Raw genomic sequence first — 17,364 nt, 5'->3', positions numbered from 1 at the left:
AAGTAACCTTAAGCTCTCTCTTAACCCTCAATCTCCTACTCCTGCGCTCCCATTATTTGGGACTGCAAAGATACAAACTCTTTTTTATCTCACAACTTTTATTTGATAAAAAGTTAAAGTTTTTTTTCGCCTGTTTCTTAAAGTAGACTCATGTTTTTGCTTATTTAAAAGCCTCTTCTGCGCTTACTGATAATCTCTCGTTTTCAGTGGGGCAAAGATAATAACTTATTAACACGCAAAACAAGTTTTGTTAACTTAAATTTCATATTACAACGCATTTTAAGCCTAATCCACTGAAACGCAGAAACAAAAATTTTAAACATTTGTTTGGAGGAAGGGCTCGGGCGTGGGCGGGGTGGGGGGAGAATAGGAAGAATGGTTATTAATGAGGTATGGCTTACGGCTTATTAACCTCCTCTACTCTAGCCCTGATAGAAATGGTTACCCCGCAGTAAACAAGGGACAGCTCTTGGTCTTGATGCGGGAACAACGGCGCGAGGAGTAGAAATGGATAGCAGGAAATAGCTCCTGAATAAAAAAGGAAAGGTGAAACCACACAATTAGAACATACTATTATTATATGTATCGATTATCAATCAAATAATCTTAATTGCTGATCTTTGGCTCCGGTAAAGTTTGCAGTGGAAAGCTTGGGAAATTCTTTTCCTTCAAAAAATTTCTTTCTTCCTATTTTAAATGTTGTATGAATCATCTCTGCAATATTCCCCTCTCCTCTTTGTCTCTCGAAATATCTTTTGTCACCAAGTTTCCCCCCACGCATAGAACGGATTAGGTTTAAAACCTTCTGAGCTCTGTCTGGAAAATGAGACTCAATCCAATTGACAAAAACCGGTTCAACCGTATCATTTAACCGTACCAACGTATATCCAAATCCTGAAGCTCCTGCATCGGAAATGGCTTTCAAAATATTCAAAGGCTCATCACTATTAAGCCCGGGAATGATAGGAGCTACCATAACATGTACCGGAATATTATGTTCTGAAAGAATTTCTATAGCTTTTAGTTTATTTTTTGCAGAACTCGTCCGCGGCTCCATCTTTCTTCTCAGCTCTTCATTGATTGTAGGAATGCTCAGTGAAACTGAAACCAGGTTTTGTTCTGCCAGGGGTTTTAAAATATCAATATCTCTCAGCACCAGAGCATTTTTTGTCAGAACATTGACAGGATGTCTGTAATCAAGACAAACCTGCAGTAATTTTCTGGTAATTTCAAACTGTCTTTCTGCGGGCTGGTAGCAATCTGTGTTTCCGGATAGTAAAATTGGTGCAGCTTTGTATCCTCTCTTCTGAAAAAATTTTTCCAATAACTCAGGAGCATTTTTTTTCACCATGATCTTTCTTTCAAAATCAATTCCTGCACTATACCCCCAATATTCATGAGTGGGTCTAGCAAAGCAATAAGAACAACCGTGTTCGCATCCTTGATAAGGATTCATGGAATATTCCATGGGGAGATCTTCGCTTTTCACCTGGTTTACAATTGTTTTTGGAAAAACTTCCGTAAAAGAAGTCTTTACCGTTTCGAAATCTTCATCATCAGGCTCATAGGTATACCTGTCGAAACGATTGATTACATTTCGCTGAGCACCCTGACCTTTTATGAAATTTTCGTTTTGCATTCTGATGTAAAATTAGACTGGAATTTTCATATAATAATGAGTTTTAACATTAAAGTTTTCCACAAAAAAAATCCAACACTTTCAAAAGCGTTGGATTTAAACATAATTAAATATATTTTTTTACTACTTCACTGCGTATAGTTCCACTCCGTGGTTTTCATCTTCGTGGTTTTTTTCATCAAAGTGTCTGTGATAATCCGAATAGGAATCACTATATTTTTTATTTTTTTTTGTCAATATCTTTTTTATACTTATTAAACTTAATACTGCCAAAAGACCAACTCCCCCTGCCAGTAAAACTCCAACTTCTTTTTTCATATTTTCTTTGATTTATTATTGATACCATTGCAAAAAGTATACCTATTTAATTTTTTTAAATTATAAATTTTGTTAACATTAAACTTTATCTTTAAGAAAATTATAATCTGTTATTTTTCTTATATTTAGAAACGCAATGGTGTAATTATTGTACATATTAAAAAAATATTATTATGGAAAATCCAGAAAACATCGACGGAATGACCACCTTAAGCCAAGTCATGCAAACGCTTTCTGAAAGAGGAATACACAGGGAATTCAGAATGAATTCAAATTCTGAAATGAAATTTGAAAATTCGGATAAAATTTACCTGCCAACTGAGCTGATCATTTTGAAAACATATCGTTTTGAAGGAGACAGTAATCCTGATGATAGTGCTGTGCTGTATGTAGTGAAAGATACAGTAGGAAACCGAGGTATGATTATAGATTCTTATGGAGCAGACAGTAATTATCCCGGTGAAAAGTTTGACGAATTCTTAAGAAATATTCCTGTACTGGAAAGTGATGAATTCAATTTTTAAATTCAAATATCTATATAGATTCTCTAAACCATTACTTCTGTTCGAATAAAATTCAATATATCAGCAAACATTTTATTCCTTAATGGTTTAGAGAGTTATTTTTTTATACTATCTTTTTCCTTTTTCTTAAATATATTATTCAAAAATCCTTTCTTCTCTTTTTTTTGCTCTTCTTCCGGCTTTGGAGCTTCTTTTTTATTTTTAATTTCCTGTTTAATCTCCTGGACAGAGTGCTTCATTTCTTTTACAGAGGAGACTGCATTTTTTACTGTTTTCTCAGTTTTCTCCACATTTTTACCAATCAAGGTTTTCTTTAAGCCTTGTTCAATTCCTTTCCAGAAAAGGTTAAAGAACGATTTTGTAGGATCGCGCTCTACATTTTCTACAGCAACTGACTCAGGAAATCTCCCGGAATCTGACTTCAGGAAAACATTAGCAACAGCAGTCAGAAAACCTTTCTTTTCATGGTTATGTTTATTTAAAACGGCAATTTTTAAATCTTTATGCTTAAGATTGAAGGTCCCATGCAATCCGGCAGGGTTTCCTTTAAAACTGAAAACCATTTCCTGAATAGTTCCGGCAGTCGCGGTAACGTGAAGATAAGGCCTGATAAAAGGGTTGATTCCGCTCGCAGGGAGATTAGAGGTTCTTCCTGAAATAACAAACGCATCTTTCTGATCAGCCACATCAAAGCTCCAGTTTACGGAAAGCGGAGACAAATTCATAAAAGAACAATTGATTTTGATATCCACTTTCGTGGGTTTTCCTTTTGTTTTGGCAGAATTCAGGTTTTTAACATTCATATTAAAATTACTGAATGTTAGTTTCCCCGGTCCCATACTCTCCGGGGTATCTTCTTCATATACCAGAATTGAATTTTTCAGATCAAGATTACTAACGGTCATTGGAATTTTGATGGAACGGAGCATTTTTGAATACAAAGCTTTTACTTTGGGATCATCTTTTGGAACTTTACTTCTGAAAATATTAGCATCTGCAGATTGAATCTCCACTCGGGAAGCATTGATAGATTTATTCCGGGAAAACAAGTCCCAGTATCCTTCTGCGGTAATCTGTGCTGCTTTCAAATCAAATAAATCTCTTTCAACGGGTATCATTTTGATAAACTGAGCTCTCGAAACAAGAGGTTTCATGGCAAAATTATTGATCTGAACTTTATTTTTATTCAGCTTCAGAAGCCCCACACTCATATTATAGAACTGTGTTTTGTAAGCAAAATTTCTGGTGGTAAGGAAATAATCTTTTACTTTAAAGGATAATCCCTGATTATTGGATTTTGGAGACAGTTCAATATTATTAAGTGTAGCATTGAGGTCATGAAAAGCCAGCGGTTCTTTTCCTTTATCATAGATAATATCAGAATTTCTCAAGGTGGTTTTTCTGATAAGAACGGATTGTATAATGCCTGAAGTTGAAGTTTTATCCGACTTTTTTTCTCCAGCCTTTATTGTCCCTTTTATATTTTCAACGAGAAGATCTTTAATATCCAGATTTAGTTTTTTATTGATGAATTCAAGCTTATTAATATTAAAAGCGATATGATCAGTTTTTACATCCATTGTTGTTTTACCATCAGCCGGAGTTTCTGATGTCATTGAGACATTTCTAATTTCTCCACTTTCAGGGCTTAAAGCCATACTTTCAACGGATATATTCTGATGGCTGGAATATTCAATACCTTTTCCTGAAAATAAGAAATCTTTATAACCAACAGGGATTACCTGCTCTGATGTTTCTTTATTAAACACCAATTGACTGATACTTAAATTAAGACTTCCGGCAGATAAAAGCTTATTTCCATCCGGTTTACTGATTTTAATAACTGCATTCTTGAGTTGAATATTTTGTAAATCGAGTTCAAAGTTTGATTTTTTCTCTGTTTTCTTGCCTTTTACTCCAGTATTATACACCGTTAAAACAGGATTTTGAAAATCCGCATTGGTAAGGGAAACTTTATTCTTATTCAAAGCCACACCTTTGAAATCCATTTTAGGAATAGAAAATTCAAACAGTTTACTTTTCTGAGGATAAAACTTTTTAAACTGCAGGAATGATAAAAGAGGAATCAATCTGAAATTTTCGACTGACATCTGCCCATCTGCTGTATTGATTGTACTGATCGTTATCGCATACGTTTCATTGGGCCGAAAAAAGAAATCTTTCCCTTTAATACTGTAACTGTCGAAAACTACGGGTAATTTATTTTCCAGAGACTCTTCTGTCATCTGTAAATTCTCTACCAACAGATCTAATTGCTGTACAGATAGAATTTTTTGTTTGGTGTGCCTGAAAATGGCAATCTTCCCTCTATTAATGCGGATATTTTCAAATAAAAACGGATTTCTTTTTTTTCCTGTTTTACGATCTACTGGTTTTGCAAGAATCACATTTAGATTAGGGCTGGCTAATAAGAGATCTGAAGAACTTATCCTTTTATTGAAAATAGCATCATAAATTCCAAAACGACTGATCTTTAAAGTATCAATAGTTCCCTGAAGACCTATTACGTTTGTATTTTGTGGATTTTTGCTGTTGACGGAAATACCGGAAGCCAAAATATTTCCGGTTCCAAGATCTACATCTAAGGTTTTATAAGAAATTTTATAATCCGTATTCTTTTTGATAAAGTCAGGAAGCTGGGTTTTAAGCCATATGTTCAGTCCGAAATTTGTAGCAAGAAGAACTCCCGCCAGGATTCCGAAACTTATCAATAGCCTTTTAACCCATTTTTTCATATTGTGATTTTAGTTTTACACACCTTAAATATAAGGATTTATCAGGAGACATTTTAATTCCACTCATGCTCTCGATGTTAAATTAACAAGAATCCATAAAATAATACTTTTATCGATATTCATTTTATACCGTTTTACTGATTAATAAAACAGGCTGCCTTTATTTTAGACTGCCTGTTTTTTAGAAATTAAGTCTTAATTCTACCAACTAGTCACTCTTAATAATCTTCTTGGAAATGATTTCATTTTGTTTGTTATTAACAACGACCATATATGTTCCGGAATTAAGTCCAGAAATATCTATTACCTGTTTTCCTTTTTTTAATTCTCCTTTTATTATTCTACGTCCTTCCATGTTATATAATACATAAGAAACATCTTCTTTGGAAGCAATCTGAATATTATTCTGGACAATTGTTGTGGGAATTTCTACAAAAAGATTTTTTTCCTTTTTTACATCAGCGACTGTTAAGACTGCATTAGGATCATATCTGTAGGTAAATGTTACAGGAGTACCATATTCACTATTAAAAGAGTCCACCGTATAATATTTTATTACATAATCAATAGGGAACGCTCCTGATCCGGCATCTAAATTCCACATGGTATACCCATTGGAAACTTCCGAATTGGCTCCTATATTAATTGCAGGCTTTGTATTAGCCGGATATATACCATTTGCCGAAACAAAAGGCAGACAGGTAGTCTGGTAGCAAAATTGAAAATCGCTTCCCGTTGCATTAACAATGCTTACCACCTTTATACGAACATTTACAGGAGAAGACGATATATTCTTAATTTTATAATGCAGATTTGCAGGCACTTCATTTGTTGTATTGAAAGTAATGACCTGTCCGTTATTTATGGGGGTACCATCTTCTTTTGCTAAAGCAATCTGGGCCTTTCCATAAAAACACAGAAAAGCGCACACTATATATATAAAATGATTTTTTTTCATAAGCTTTTTATAAATTCAGGAAGATCTTAAACAGTTCTCCCTGAATTTTGAAATTGTTATTTAATAATTAATTTTTTAGTTATTGGCTCTGAACCTTTTTCTTTTAAAGATATCAGGTAAACCCCTTTTATTAAGCTTTGTGTAGAAACAGAAGTATCAGGCTCTACTCCGGCTTTTTCCAAAACAATTCTTCCATTAGCATCAAGGATCTTTAAATCAACTTTTCCTTTTGCCTGTACTTTGATGTAATCTTTTGCCGGATTAGGATATATTGTGATCTCTCTGTTTTCTGCTTCATTAGTTTTTACACCTAATGAACCTGTAATAGCAAAAGGTCCTGCTGCATTAGCGATCTCGCCTGTTGCACTATCGATGAGAAGCAATACCGCCTTCATTTTATTTAGATTATAATTTGCCGGGATATCGGCTGTAAATGTATAATTCACAGTTTGCCCATCAGTAATCACAGCTGGTATTGAGCCCACCTGTCCGGCATAGCCTCCCAATAACATTCTTCCTACATGATCATAAACCATATCTGCAGCAGGCACTGGGTTAGGTTTATTTTCATATCCTCCCATAGGTCCCATAGCATTTCCCGCATAGTAATTAACCTGATTGTAAGCAGCAGTTGTACCTGTAACTCCGTTTTCTATCATTACTACTGCAAATCTATAGCTGGCGTTGGTGAAGTTCGATCTGAAAACTGCCGAAGCATTTAATGTAAGGGTTTGCCCTGCCAGTGTAGAAGTTGCACTTAACGCAGCTGGTACTATTAAAGTTTTTCTTGCATTAACTACAGGTGAAAAATCAGTAGAAACATCTTCTCCTAACAAGGTTCTGTCTACATTTAAGGTTGGAAAGCCCGGAAAGTTTGCGGCATCCGCATATTCCGTCACTTTCATTGGCTCACTATTACTTCCTCCATGCACTGCAATTCCAATAAAATCGTTAGGAAAATTATTAGTAGCATTCTGCATTGCGATCGCACCTCTAGGGCAATACCCGCACCATGTTCCTGTTCCCTCTTCAATCACAACTTTTTTAGGGGAATTCTGGCTTACAGTGGCAAATTTTGTAGCCATCGCATTATCCGCAGGAGAAGAATCTGACAACCCGTTTACCTGAGTAATAGTAAAATTGATATTTCGATCCGCAACTGAAGCAAAATTTACAGCAATCGGATGGCTAACTGTAATTTCCTGCCCCGTACCTAGTGGGGATGCTAATGGAATGGTAGAAAGATGATCCCCTGTTCCGTCAGTCCAGTTAACAGCCATATTGTTAACACTTTGTGCTCCATTATTTTTTACAGTTGCTTTGATGGTATAATTTGCATTGGCAAGCCCATACCGGTCTAAAGCAATTTTTTTAACCGTAATATCATTATCTCCAACAGTTTTTACCTTAACATTATCTATGATTAGATAGAAATTATCAGTACAGTCATAATGTCTAAATGAGACATACACCTGCTGTCCTATATAGGGAGACAGATTAATTGATTTGTTCTGTACCGCTCCTGAAGCAACCGTTTCAGTGTAAACCGGGGTAGAAGCAGTAATGGTAGCAGGAACATTGGATGAAGTTACGTAAACAGAATATTTCTCTGCTGGATAATTCGGATTTGTTGCCTGATCATAAATAAGATAAACATTACTTGCAGTAACCGTGCTTAAATCAATTAATGGCGAAGTAATTAAATTATTGGGAGTAAGTGCCTGATTATTTTGATAGGAAAAGGAAACCAAGGATCCACTTCCCAGGTTAGGGTCTATACTTGAGGCATTCAAGTTTGCCCATTGTTGTCCATCCCCGTCGAGATCTGTACTCACCCAGCCATTCAGTCCTGTTGTATTAAAATCCTGACTATAATAAGTCTGTGATTGATGTATTCCGAAGATCAGAATACATGCCATAAATAGAATCTTTTTCATTTAGTAGTTTTTTAAGTTGTTAATATTTAATGAAGTAAGTTTTATAAGAATTCATAGTTGTTGGTTATACCAATCTTTTCTTCTCTAACATTCAAAACGGAACCGCTTCCATCCAGTATCATCACGATTACTTTAAGATGATTGCGATTATAATCTGTAGGGATAGAAAATTGAAATGATCTTGAGTATTCATTTGAAATTACAGTTTCATTACCCGGGATATTTTCTCCCGCAATTGAAGAAGTCAATCTATTACGCAAAATATTATGATGGACATAGTCATAAATAGTAGGAGGTCCTAATGCCGGAATATAATTTTTTTGTTTACCGACCAGTTCATCCTCTACCATAAAGGCAGCAATTTTAAGACCTGTAAAATCCTGAGCAAATGAGATTTGCGCATTAATATTCAGCAAATTCCCAGAAACTACAGAACCTATTTTAATTCCTACTTTACTGAATGCTTTCAGCTGGGACAGCGGCACCGACATATCCGTATAGTTTTCTGTATCCTCCCACATTGTATTTCTGTTGATAAACATTGTTGGCCAGCCCAGATCCGCACCGGTAACATTCTTAAAAAGCTCAAGCTCTGTACTTGTTGTATTAGACCATGGATCTTGCCCGCTGGGACCATGAACCCCCATAAAAACAAAACCGTCATCAGTTTGTAATGCTAAGTTTTTAGCTCTTGCACCGGCACGGGTACAGTTTCCACACCATGTACCTGTAAAATCCTCATATAAAATTCTGTGTTTAAAATTTATACCTTCATTAATGAGTGCATTTACCAAGATGGGATTTACAGGGAGTTCCTGATATTTTGCATTCACAGTATAGACCCCTTTCTCTGGTGGAGTATATTGATTTCCGTTGATTAACTGTCCATTGATATAAATCTCCGTCATTGTAGTAATATCATGGTTCAGATTATCTTTTACTTTAAATGTAAATGTTTTTCCTAATAATTTCTCGTTACCTCCTTCCGAAGATATAATGATATAAGTTGCTACAGTATCACCTTCATCACTCTCAGATCCTTTGCACGAAAGGATTGACAGCATAAAAATAATCACCACGAAATGAAATAATAATTTTTTTTGCATTTTTTTATAAATTATTTAGTTAGAAAAGAGTGTTTTTAAAATTTTATAAAGTCAACATTAATAAAAAGTGTAAAATTTTCTCATTTTCATTGAAAATAAATCAATAAAAATGTGTTTTTGGAATGTTTTTCACAACAAAACTATAAATTTATTTTGATAATAGCAATAAAATAATATATTTGTAATCAAAAAAACAAACAATTATGTTGAAAATAATTTTAGCTGGATTTTTAATTCTAAGTCTGGATTTCTGTCTTGCTCAGGAAGTACCAAATGTATCTGTTAATACTTTAAATGGTGAAAAACTCAATGTTTCAAAAATTGATTCTTCAAAACCTGTTGTTATGAGTTTTTGGGCGACATGGTGTCTGCCGTGTATGGAAGAATTAACAACCATTAATGAGAAATATGAAGACTGGCAGAAAGAAAGCCAATTTAGTATGTATGCTGTTTCAACGGATGATGCACGTACTACTTCAAAGGTGAAAACTGTTGCAAAAAGTAAAGGCTGGCCCTATACCATACTTCTCGATCCTAATCAAACCCTAAAGCGGGCTCTTAATATCAATAGCATACCTCATGTTATTATTCTACACAAGGGAAAAATTGTTTATTCTCATGTAGGCTATTCTCCAGGGGATGAAGATGAACTGATAAAAAAAATCAAAGAATATAATACAACACCTTAATTGTTATGCAGAACAAGTTTATTACTGTAATAATGCTTTTTTTCAGTATTAAAGTCATTTGCCAATTATCCGTAAATCTGGAATCAAATTCACAATATTATGTTGATGACAACAAAATAAAACTTTCTGAAAGCGAAGCTGATCAAAGATTAAGATCAAACAATTACCTGAATATTAATTATAAACTCAACAGCTTTACAATTGGTGCCCAGCTCGAATCTTACGAGCCAAAAGCTCTCCTTAATTACTCTCCTGCATTAAACAAAACCAATCTGGGAACCTATTTTGTGAATTACAATAATGAAAAAGCAGGAATAGATGTTACTTTAGGACACTTTTATGAACAATTTGGAAGCGGTCTCGCACTTCGTGTGTGGGAAGATAAGCAGCTAGGGATTGCAAATTCCTTATTGGGAGGAAAAATAAAATATAATGATCCTGATCAAATTATAACTATAAAAGCCCTACTAGGAAGACAAAGATTAGGATTCAATCTTTCAAATGGGCTTGTTGCAGGATTGGATACAGAACTTAAGCTGGATTCTCTGACAAAAATGAAAAACTTCACATCAAGCATAGGGTTCAGCTATGTAAATAAATATGAAAATAATCAGGAAAATCCTTTATATCCCAAAAATGTAAGTATCTATTCTTCACGCATTAAAATGGAATATTCTAAGTTCGCTTTGGAATTTGAATACCTCTATAAGACCAAAGATAATATCAAGCAGGTTTCAGCATTGGATCCTAGCAATATATTTCCCGGAAATGCTTATCTAATCAACCTTTCTTATGCAACGGAGCGGTTTGGGATTATTGCCAGTTTAAGGAGACTCGAAAATTTTAATTTCTATTCTCAGAGAGATCAAATCGGAAACATCTATCATAACGCTGTTCTTAATTATGTTCCGGCTCTCACTAAACAATATGATTACAGCCTGGCTAACATTTATGTATATCAGGCTCAACCAAGGCTTGCCTTTCTTCCACAAAAAAAATCCGGAGAGATAGGTTCTCAGTTTGATATTTTTTACAAAATAAAAAAAGGAACATTGCTTGGTGGAAAATACGGAATGGATTTATCCTTAAATATTTCCAACTGGTATGGATTGAAAGGAACCTATCGTTCTTATATCAATAACGTCAGAGATTATACAACAGCCTTTCTCGCATTAGGAGAAAAATACTATTCTGACCAGAGTCTGGATATCAGAACCAGACTTAAAGACAACTGGAAAATCGCTTTAGTTCTTATTAATCAATTCTATAACACCTACAGAACAGAGGAAACTTCGGGTAAAGTAAAAGCACAAACTCTAGTTTTAGATAATATTTATAAATTCTCTAAGAATTCAGTAAAATTAGAACTTCAACATCAATGGGCAAATGGATATCATGGAAATTGGGCAGCCGGACTTTTCGAATACAATTTCAATAAAAACTGGTCCTGCTTTATCAATGACCTTTACAATTATGGTAACCCTGATAAAGAAAAACAAATACATTATTATACCGGAGGAGTGGTTTTCAGAAAAAACAGCACCCGGATTCAGGCTTCATATGGCAGACAAAGAGGAGGTTTACTCTGTGTAGGAGGAGTATGCAGATTTGTACCTGAAAGCGCCGGCTTTTCTCTCGGAATCAGTGCAAGTTACTAAACTTTTTATTTCTACCCCATATTTTAGCTGCATCAGTATTTTAGATTGCTTTATATACCCTAAACTTCAATTATTAAGTGAAATTCGCTCAATTGAATATTCAGCACTTTCATAACAACATGAATTATAAAAAAGCATTAGAGCTTTGGCTCTAATGCTTTTTTTATTGTATTCCTAGTTCTATCACATATCCTTCATGTCCTCTTACATTAATAAAGTTTCCTCCTTCAAATCCGAGATACTGCCCTTTGATCCCGACAAGCTTACCTGTAAATTCAGGCTTTTTATCTAAAGTAAACGAGCTTACTTTCTCAGGTTTTTCAAAAGGATAATCAAACATCCATAATTCTTCTCCTTCACTATAGAACTTCTGGAAATCTTCAGGAAAATATTCTTTGATCTTTTGTCTGAAGTCTGCAAGATCGATTTCTCCTTCGAAATCATCCTGAAGCATCTTTCTCCAATTTGTTTTATCTGGTAAATGGTCTTTTAAAGCAACTTCTATCATTCCGGCTTCGTACCGGTTTTCCGTTCTGGCAATTGGTAAAGCAAAAGTAGCTCCCTGATCAATCCATCTTGTCGGGATTTGTGTATTTCTGGTTACTCCTACTTTCACATCTCCGGTATACGCCAGATAAACCGTGTGCGGCTGAAGCTGAATTTCTTTTTCAACCTCAAGATCACGTTCTGCCACCCCTAAATGAGCGGTTGACAGCTCCGGACGAATGATAGTATCACTTGCATAAGGACTTTCAAAAAAGCAGCTTTTGCAAAAGCCCATTCTGTAAATAGGTTTATTTTCGCCACAGTTCACGCATTGAAATCCGATATGTTTTATACTGAGCTCCTTTCCAAATAACTCATTCATATGGATCAGATCCCCTGAAAGATTGAGATAATATTGGACCGGCTTTGCATCGTAGCTCGTCATTTTTAAAATTTGCCCCTGAAACTGCATATTATATTTATATTACTTTTTTAAGTAAATTTAATGATTATATTTTTCCAAAGGTAAAATTTATATTTTTGTGTTAATAAAAACTACAGATGATTTATCTTATAACAGGTGGCAGTGGATTTATTGGTTCCCATTTAATTGAACAATTATTAAGAAATGGACATTCTGTCATAAACATTGACAATTTTGATGATTTCTATCCCTATCAGGTAAAAATTAAAAATACTTTAGAGTCTATCGGGAAAATTTCGGATTTTGAATTCTCCGATAAAACCAAGGATATCAACCGTTTAATTTCTCTCTCTAACACCGGGCAATACACTCTTTATTATCAGGACATCCGGGATAAAAACGGACTTGAAAACATCTTTAAAAATCATTCCATCGATATGGTGATTCATCTTGCTGCGCTTGCAGGTGTCCGCCCATCTATTGAAAGACCTTTGGAATATGAAGAGGTAAATGTACGAGGAACAATGAACCTCTGGGAGTTATGTAAAGATTTTAATATTAAAAAATTTATTTGTGCTTCCTCTTCAAGTGTTTATGGAAATAATGAAAAAACTCCTTTTTCTGAAACAGATAATGTAGACAATCCTATTTCTCCATACGCATCAACTAAGAAAAGCGGTGAAGTAATAGGGCACGTTTATCATAAGCTTTATCATATAGATATGATCCAGCTTAGGTTTTTTACAGTTTATGGCCCAAGACAAAGACCCGACCTTGCCATTCATAAATTCGCAAAACTAATTTCCAATGAACAAGAGATCCCTTTCTATGGTGACGGAAATACCGCGAGAGATTATACTTATATAGATGATATAATTGACGGAATACTCCGATCCATCCTTTATCTTGAAAAGAATAACGGAGTTTATGAGATCCTTAACCTTGGAGAAAACGAAGTAGTCACTTTATCCGAAATGGTAACAACGCTGGAAAATGCTTTGGGAAAAACTGCCAATAAAAAAATTCTGCCAATGCAGCCCGGAGATGTCATAAAAACCAATGCCGATATTACCAAAGCGAAAGATTTAATAGGATATCACCCTGGCACAGACTTCCAAAATGGCATAAAAAAATTTGTGGAATGGTTTTTGAGAAAACGACATTAAGTAAATTGATGACATAGCTGCCATCCGGTTATGACAGTCATTTATAAGAAAAAATTATAAAAAGAATTGAAAATCAAGTATAAAAAAGTTTATTATACAACCTATTTTTATACTTTTGCAAAAAATTAGAAAATTATGTACTGGACATTAGAATTAGCTTCATATCTAAGTGACGCACCTTGGCCAATGACAAAAGCAGAGCTTATTGACTACGCAATCAGAACTGGTGCACCAATGGAAGTAGTTGAAAACCTTCAGGCTATTGAAGATGAAGGAGAAATTTATGAATCTATCGAGGAAGTTTGGAGCGATTATCCAACAGATGAAGACTTCCTTTGGAACGAGGACGAATATTAATAAAGCGATAAGCTTTAGGCTGCATGCTTAGAGCTTTTTTGCCCTTTTTTATATATTAATTTACACGATAAGCGTGTTATTTAAAACGCTTAAAGCATTTTGCATTAAGCATAAAGCAAATAATTTATGAGTTTTTTAAACAAAGTTCTTAAAGGGTTTTTGGGAGACAAAAAAGCGCAGGACCTAAAAGAAGTAAAAAAAGTTGTAACAAAAATCAAAGCTGTAGAACCTAACATTCAACAATTGTCGGATGATGGGTTGAGACAAAAAACGGCTGAGTTTAAAGAGAATATAAAATCTTCAACCAGCAAGATCACAGCTCAAATAGAACAGATTAAAGAGCAGATAAAAAATTCAACAAACGTTGACGAAAAAGAAGCTCTTTTCTCAAAAATTGAGTCTCTAAAAAAAGAATCATATGAGATTGAAGAAAAAGTTCTGATTCAGGTTCTTCCCGAAGCTTTTGCATTGATAAAAGAAACGGCAAGAAGATGGGCTCAGAATGGAGAAATCCGTGTAACAGCAAGTGACTGGGATAGAGAACTCGCTGCTGCAGGGAAAGATTTCGTTGAAATTCAGGGAGACCAAGCTGTTTGGAAAAACTCATGGGACGCAGCCGGAACTCCTGTAGTTTGGGATATGGTCCACTATGATGTTCAGTTTATCGGAGGTATTATTCTTCACAGCGGTAAAATTGCCGAAATGGCAACCGGTGAAGGTAAAACTTTGGTAGGAACATTACCTATTTACTTAAATTCACTTCCTGAAAGAGGAGTACACGTTGTAACCGTGAACGACTATCTTGCGAAGAGAGACTCGGCATGGATGGGACCTCTTTACCAGTTCCACGGAATGTCTATCGATTGTATCGATAACCACCAGCCTAACTCTGACGGAAGAAGAAAAGCATACAACTCAGATATTACTTACGGAACGAACAACGAATTCGGTTTCGATTACCTGAGAGATAACATGGTAACTTCACCTTCAGAACTGGTACAAAGAGAACTTAACTTTGCTATCGTGGATGAGGTTGACTCTGTATTGGTAGATGATGCAAGAACACCTTTGATTATTTCCGGTCCGGTTCCTCAGGGAGACAGACAGGAGTTTGATGTTCTTAAGCCTTCTATCGACAGAATCGTTGAAGTACAAAAGAAAACAGTTTCTGCCATTTTCAATGAAGCGAAAAAATTAATCGCTGCAGGAAATACCAAAGAAGGAGGATTCAAATTGCTTCAGGCATACAGAGGTCTTCCAAAAAACAGACAATTAATCAAATTCTTATCGGAAAGCGGAAACAGAGCATTGCTTCAGAAAGTTGAAGCGCAATATATGCAGGACAACAACCGTGATATGCCGATCGTAGATAAAGATCTTTACTTCGTTATCGAGGAAAAGAACAATCAGGTTGACCTTACAGACAAAGGTGTTGAATACATGTCTCAAGGAAACTCTGATCCTAACTTCTTCGTACTTCCGGATATCGGAACTGAAATTGCTGAAGTGGAAGCTAAAAACCTTTCTAAAGAGGATGAATTTGAAGCTAAGGAAAGACTTTTTGCTGATTTTGCTGAAAAATCTGAACGTGTTCACACGATGAGCCAGCTATTGAAAGCTTATACATTATTTGAAAAAGATGATGAGTATGTAGTTATTGATGGGGAAGTAAAAATCGTTGATGAGCAGACAGGTCGTATCATGGAGGGACGTCGTTATTCAGACGGTCTTCACCAGGCGATTGAAGCGAAAGAAAATGTAAAAATTGAAGCGGCTACCCAAACTTTTGCTACCATTACCCTTCAGAATTACTTCCGTATGTACAACAAACTTGCGGGAATGACCGGTACTGCCGAAACTGAAGCAGGAGAACTTTGGGAAATCTATAAATTAGACGTAGTGGTCATTCCTACCAACCGTCCTATTTTAAGACATGACAGACAAGATTTAGTGTATAAGACTAACAGAGAAAAATATAATGCCGTAATTGAAGAGGTTGAAAAATTAACAGCAGCTGGAAGACCAGTATTGGTGGGTACCACTTCTGTTGAAATTTCTCAGTTACTTTCAAAGGCACTTCAATTAAGAAAAATTCCACACCAGGTACTGAACGCGAAACTTCACAAAAAAGAAGCAGAAATCGTAGCAGGTGCAGGACAACCGGGAGTAGTAACGATAGCAACAAACATGGCAGGTCGTGGTACCGACATTAAGCTTTCAAAAGCAGTAAAAGATGCGGGAGGTTTAGCTATCATCGGTACAGAAAGACACGATTCAAGACGTGTTGACAGACAGCTAAGAGGTAGAGCGGGACGTCAGGGAGATCCGGGAAGTTCTCAGTTCTATGTATCTCTTGAAGATAATTTAATGCGTTTGTTCGGTTCTGAGAGAATCGCTAAAATGATGGACAGAATGGGTCATAAGGAGGGAGAAGTTATTCAGCACTCTATGATCAGTAAGTCTATTGAAAGAGCTCAGAAGAAAGTAGAAGAAAACAACTTCGGAACAAGAAAGAGACTTCTTGAATATGATGACGTAATGAACAAACAACGTGATGTTATCTACAAGAGAAGAAAGAACGCTTTATTTGGAGACCACCTGAAATATGATATCACGAATATGATTTTCGATGTTGCTAATTCTATCGTTGCGAAAGGAAAGGCAAATGGAAATTATAAAGATTTCGAATATGAGATCATCAAGACTTTCACCATGGAATCTCCTGTTTCTGAAGACGACTTCAAGAGCAAAACGGTTCAGGACCTTACCAATATCCTATTCAAAGCTGCTCAGGAAGACTACAGAATGAAATTGGACCTATTGAAAGAAAAATCGTTCCCAATCATTGAGAATGTATACCAGAATCAGGGTTCAATGTTCAAAATGATTCAGGTTCCTTTCACAGACGGGCACAAAACAATGACTATCGTAGCTGATTTAAAAGAAGCTTATGAAACGCAGTGTGAAAGCTTAGTAAACGATTTTGAAAAGAATATCACATTATCAATCATTGATGAAAACTGGAAACTTCACCTTCGTGAAATGGATGACTTGAGAAGATCTTCTCAGGGAGCCGTATACGAGCAGAAAGATCCATTAGTGATCTATAAGCAGGAATCTTTCCACTTATTCAGTGAAATGATCGATAAATTAAATAAAGAAATCATTTCTTTCTTATACAAAGGAGAAATTCCAGCGTAAGGAAAAATTAACAATACTACACAAAACCCGCTTCAGCATTGACTGGAGCGGGTTTTTACTATTCAGTATATAATAATTTCATGATAAATATCAATTTGATTATTTATTTAGAATAGTTAAAAATAATATATTTGCAGAAAATTTG

General features: G+C 35.3%; 13 protein-coding genes. 6 read left to right on the top strand and 7 right to left on the bottom strand.

Going from position 1 to position 17,364, the window contains the following annotated elements:
• Positions 1-592: 592 nt before the first annotated feature.
• Both F3J23_RS20705 and F3J23_RS20700 read right to left on the bottom strand, forming a co-directional pair.
• Positions 593-1,639, bottom strand: a complete 1,047-nt coding sequence (locus F3J23_RS20705; RefSeq protein WP_167033322.1) for a PA0069 family radical SAM protein — start codon at positions 1,637-1,639, stop codon at positions 593-595.
• A gap of 123 nt (positions 1,640-1,762) precedes the next feature.
• Entirely contained in the window at positions 1,763-1,957 is a 195-nt protein-coding gene (locus F3J23_RS20700; RefSeq protein WP_167033320.1) for a hypothetical protein, read from the bottom strand.
• 173 nt (positions 1,958-2,130) lie between these two features.
• On the opposite strand from F3J23_RS20700, the gene F3J23_RS20695 reads away from it, so the two are divergent.
• On the top strand, positions 2,131-2,481 hold the full coding sequence (locus F3J23_RS20695) for a hypothetical protein (protein ID WP_167033318.1): 351 nt from the start codon (positions 2,131-2,133) through the stop codon (positions 2,479-2,481).
• 95 nt (positions 2,482-2,576) lie between these two features.
• Here F3J23_RS20695 and F3J23_RS20690 read toward each other — a convergent pair whose 3' ends face one another.
• The 4 genes from F3J23_RS20690 to F3J23_RS20675 all read right to left on the bottom strand — a co-directional run bounded on the left by F3J23_RS20690 (position 2,577) and on the right by F3J23_RS20675 (position 9,238).
• The gene (locus tag F3J23_RS20690) at positions 2,577-5,237 is read right to left on the bottom strand and encodes a hypothetical protein (protein ID WP_167033316.1); all 2,661 of its coding nucleotides are present in this window, start codon (positions 5,235-5,237) and stop codon (positions 2,577-2,579) included.
• A gap of 208 nt (positions 5,238-5,445) precedes the next feature.
• Positions 5,446-6,195, bottom strand: coding sequence for a T9SS type A sorting domain-containing protein (locus F3J23_RS20685; protein WP_167033314.1), 750 nt, complete (start codon positions 6,193-6,195; stop codon positions 5,446-5,448).
• 56 nt (positions 6,196-6,251) lie between these two features.
• Positions 6,252-8,132, bottom strand: coding sequence for a choice-of-anchor J domain-containing protein (locus tag F3J23_RS20680; protein WP_167033312.1), 1,881 nt, complete (start codon positions 8,130-8,132; stop codon positions 6,252-6,254).
• 41 nt (positions 8,133-8,173) lie between these two features.
• Positions 8,174-9,238 (bottom strand): Omp28-related outer membrane protein, encoded by a 1,065-nt coding sequence (locus F3J23_RS20675; RefSeq protein WP_167033310.1) that lies wholly within the window; start codon positions 9,236-9,238, stop codon positions 8,174-8,176.
• A 203-nt stretch (positions 9,239-9,441) separates the two neighbouring features.
• On the opposite strand from F3J23_RS20675, the gene F3J23_RS20670 reads away from it, so the two are divergent.
• Together F3J23_RS20670 and F3J23_RS20665 are read left to right on the top strand one after the other, a co-directional pair.
• Positions 9,442-9,927 carry a TlpA family protein disulfide reductase gene (locus tag F3J23_RS20670; RefSeq protein ID WP_167033309.1) on the top strand — a complete coding sequence of 162 codons (486 nt, stop codon included), beginning with the start codon at positions 9,442-9,444 and terminating at the stop codon, positions 9,925-9,927.
• 5 nt (positions 9,928-9,932) lie between these two features.
• Complete coding sequence (locus F3J23_RS20665; protein ID WP_167033307.1) at positions 9,933-11,585, top strand: DUF6029 family protein; 1,653 nt, start codon at positions 9,933-9,935, stop codon at positions 11,583-11,585.
• A gap of 163 nt (positions 11,586-11,748) precedes the next feature.
• Here the strand turns inward: F3J23_RS20665 and F3J23_RS20660 are convergent, their stop codons facing one another.
• Positions 11,749-12,543 (bottom strand): DUF2797 domain-containing protein, encoded by a 795-nt coding sequence (locus F3J23_RS20660; RefSeq protein ID WP_167033305.1) that lies wholly within the window; start codon positions 12,541-12,543, stop codon positions 11,749-11,751.
• 89 nt (positions 12,544-12,632) lie between these two features.
• On the opposite strand from F3J23_RS20660, the gene F3J23_RS20655 reads away from it, so the two are divergent.
• The 3 genes from F3J23_RS20655 (at position 12,633) to secA (ending at position 17,219) form a co-directional block, all read left to right on the top strand.
• The gene (locus tag F3J23_RS20655; protein ID WP_167033303.1) at positions 12,633-13,661 is read left to right on the top strand and encodes a GDP-mannose 4,6-dehydratase; all 1,029 of its coding nucleotides are present in this window, start codon (positions 12,633-12,635) and stop codon (positions 13,659-13,661) included.
• A gap of 135 nt (positions 13,662-13,796) precedes the next feature.
• The gene (locus F3J23_RS20650) at positions 13,797-14,018 is read left to right on the top strand and encodes a DUF2795 domain-containing protein (RefSeq protein ID WP_002662059.1); all 222 of its coding nucleotides are present in this window, start codon (positions 13,797-13,799) and stop codon (positions 14,016-14,018) included.
• A 126-nt stretch (positions 14,019-14,144) separates the two neighbouring features.
• A complete protein-coding gene (secA, locus tag F3J23_RS20645) occupies positions 14,145-17,219 on the top strand; it encodes a preprotein translocase subunit SecA (protein WP_167033301.1) in 3,075 nt (1,024 codons plus the stop codon).
• The last annotated feature ends 145 nt before the right edge of the window (positions 17,220-17,364 follow it).

Source organism: Chryseobacterium sp. Tr-659 (assembly GCF_011752975.1).
In the GTDB taxonomy this organism is placed as follows: domain Bacteria; phylum Bacteroidota; class Bacteroidia; order Flavobacteriales; family Weeksellaceae; genus Chryseobacterium.
Note: the sequence above shows the minus strand (reverse complement) of the source record. Positions and strands in the feature narration are given on the sequence as shown.

Bases quoted from the DNA above. Each gene is read 5' to 3' on its own strand.
- F3J23_RS20700 (WP_167033320.1), bottom strand. From the start codon at position 1,957: ATGAAAAAAGAAGTTGGAGTTTTACTGGCAGGGGGAGTTGGTCTTTTG.
- F3J23_RS20655 (WP_167033303.1), top strand. From the start codon at position 12,633: ATGATTTATCTTATAACAGGTGGCAGTGGATTTATTGGTTCCCATTTA.
- F3J23_RS20680 (WP_167033312.1), bottom strand. From the start codon at position 8,132: ATGAAAAAGATTCTATTTATGGCATGTATTCTGATCTTCGGAATACAT.
- F3J23_RS20665 (WP_167033307.1), top strand. From the start codon at position 9,933: ATGCAGAACAAGTTTATTACTGTAATAATGCTTTTTTTCAGTATTAAA.
- F3J23_RS20695 (WP_167033318.1), top strand. From the start codon at position 2,131: ATGGAAAATCCAGAAAACATCGACGGAATGACCACCTTAAGCCAAGTC.
- F3J23_RS20650 (WP_002662059.1), top strand. From the start codon at position 13,797: ATGTACTGGACATTAGAATTAGCTTCATATCTAAGTGACGCACCTTGG.
- secA (WP_167033301.1), top strand. From the start codon at position 14,145: ATGAGTTTTTTAAACAAAGTTCTTAAAGGGTTTTTGGGAGACAAAAAA.
- F3J23_RS20660 (WP_167033305.1), bottom strand. From the start codon at position 12,543: ATGCAGTTTCAGGGGCAAATTTTAAAAATGACGAGCTACGATGCAAAG.
- F3J23_RS20690 (WP_167033316.1), bottom strand. From the start codon at position 5,237: ATGAAAAAATGGGTTAAAAGGCTATTGATAAGTTTCGGAATCCTGGCG.
- F3J23_RS20705 (WP_167033322.1), bottom strand. From the start codon at position 1,639: ATGCAAAACGAAAATTTCATAAAAGGTCAGGGTGCTCAGCGAAATGTA.
- F3J23_RS20670 (WP_167033309.1), top strand. From the start codon at position 9,442: ATGTTGAAAATAATTTTAGCTGGATTTTTAATTCTAAGTCTGGATTTC.
- F3J23_RS20675 (WP_167033310.1), bottom strand. From the start codon at position 9,238: ATGCAAAAAAAATTATTATTTCATTTCGTGGTGATTATTTTTATGCTG.
- F3J23_RS20685 (WP_167033314.1), bottom strand. From the start codon at position 6,195: ATGAAAAAAAATCATTTTATATATATAGTGTGCGCTTTTCTGTGTTTT.